Genomic DNA, 1,884 nt, shown 5'->3' with positions numbered 1-1,884 from the left:
ATGAACCGTTGGACTCAACTCACCCTGACACGCAGGGTTTCGGCCAGGTGGCTGGTCACGTAGCGGTCCTCACCGCGCAGCACGGCCACGGTCACCTGCTGCAGGCCCCTCGCGAGAAGTACCGGCGGCCGGTTGCGGTTCAGGTAGGCGATGGTATTGGAGTGCTCCGCATCGACGAACCAGCCCGCAGTGGGTAGCAGCATTGTGTAGAGACGCCGCTTGAGCAGCCAGTCCAGGTCGATCTCGTGCGGGGGTTCCTTGCCGTCCTCGGCAAAGTCGTGCGCGATGAGGTCTTGTACGGTTTCGCCTTCGCCGGCGTCGTCGAACAACGCGCCAGCCGGGGTCGGCTCAGGCTTCTTCAACGGCTGAAGTATTTCGGCGTACATACCTTCCAAGCTGGAGGCGGCATAGATGGTGCGCTCCCCTGCCAGGTCATAACGGTGCCAGGTGGAGCGATTGTCGGATGCATCGGTGGGGCGCAACCTGGGCCTCAGGGGCCCATAGTGCGGATCTGCCAAGCGATAAACCGGCTGCAAGGAGCCCAGCAACAATGCCAATTGCGTTGTGTTGCAAATCAACACGTCACGCGCCACGACTGGCAAACCTCCCGCACGGACACCTCAGATTGGAGGCCTGATCTTATCCGCGCAAGGAGACAAGCGTTTTCCGGGAACTCCTAGTGGTCGACGAACTCTTCGGCGGCCGCCAGGACGTCGGTGAACCGGTCCTCACGGATCGCCATGTACGGGGGTTGCTCACCGAAGCGCGGATTAGCCCCGATGAACCACGACCGGGCGACCTGTTCACCGTCGACGTCGGCGATCGTCCACCAGGCCCGATACGCCACTTGCAGGCGGGACAGCGACTCATCGCGAGGCGTAGCGCCGCCGTCGATGGCCCACTTGTAGGGCTGCTTGCGGTCACGCACTCCGGCCAACGCCGCCACCACGGTCGGCCCCAGGTGGTCTAGAAGTTCACGCACCAATTCTGGCGGGTCAAGGCGCACCGCACGGCCGTGGATGGCCGTTCCGTTCGCTACAGCCATCGTGATCACCTCCCAAGCTATTCCGGTGTCTCGAACCTCTTTTTACAGGGTCGACACCGTCAAGGGTACGAGAAAGCCACCGAAAAGCAACCAGAAATCCGAACGGTTGCCTCGAAGCCGCGGAAACGGGGCGGATTCGCTGGCCACCGGCCCAGACACTCCCAGAGCCCACAGCCTCATCAGGCCCGGCATCGACAGGAAACACCGCGATCGGAAGTGCTTCGCCGGTGTGTCCGCATCCACAGGCGATTCAGCGCCGGGTAAGGCACGTTCTGCGCAGGGCGGCTCGATGCGCTGCTCCATGTGGAGAGGAATATGACGGAATCGAATACGGCAGGTTACCGGTAAAACCCGCCGTATTGCCCTGCTTCCCTGGGTATTACGGATCCAGTACGAAACGCAGGCGCGGTCGATGGCTTGCATCCGATCTGAGCCGATCATTCCCTGACGAGATGCCAGTCGTTCGACCGAGACGACTCGCAGTTGGTCTCAGCGCGCGTACGAGGTGTGGTCCAGCCCGCCGGCCTCGGGATCCAGTTCGACATGGCTTCGCTGGATATGACGGTCATTGAGGGCCTCCGTTCCGCCGTTGAGTGAGCCACTGTTCCGTTGGTTGATGGGCCGCTGGAACATGCTGCTCGGCCACTCGGCACATAGTGGCAACGTCACTTTGCGATCGGGTGATCGGAAGGCCGTTCGGGAGGCGGTGCGACCCGCTACTTCCTCGGCAGGAAACCGCTGCGCACGTACACCCAGGGCAGCGAGCTTGTCCTACTTCGCTTCGTTCGGATGACTGGTGTGGACCTGCTCCAGGTAGACCGTGCGGCCCTCGACGAAGA

At 62.4% G+C, this 1,884-nt stretch carries 2 protein-coding genes; both read right to left on the bottom strand.

Features of this window, described 5'->3' with window-relative positions; translation table 11 throughout:
- Positions 1–14: 14 nt before the first annotated feature.
- Complete coding sequence (locus KIH27_RS22060) at positions 15–593, bottom strand: hypothetical protein (RefSeq protein ID WP_214095084.1); 579 nt, start codon at positions 591–593, stop codon at positions 15–17.
- Between the two features lie 83 nt (positions 594–676).
- Complete coding sequence (locus KIH27_RS22055; protein ID WP_214095083.1) at positions 677–1,045, bottom strand: hypothetical protein; 369 nt, start codon at positions 1,043–1,045, stop codon at positions 677–679.
- Between the last annotated feature and the right edge of the window lie 839 nt (positions 1,046–1,884).

It is taken from the genome of Mycolicibacter acidiphilus (assembly GCF_018455725.1).
Lineage (GTDB): Bacteria > Actinomycetota > Actinomycetes > Mycobacteriales > Mycobacteriaceae > Mycobacterium > Mycobacterium acidiphilum.
Note: the sequence above shows the minus strand (reverse complement) of the source record. Positions and strands in the feature narration are given on the sequence as shown.

Bases quoted from the DNA above. Each gene is read 5' to 3' on its own strand.
- KIH27_RS22055 (WP_214095083.1), bottom strand. From the start codon at position 1,045: ATGGCTGTAGCGAACGGAACGGCCATCCACGGCCGTGCGGTGCGCCTT.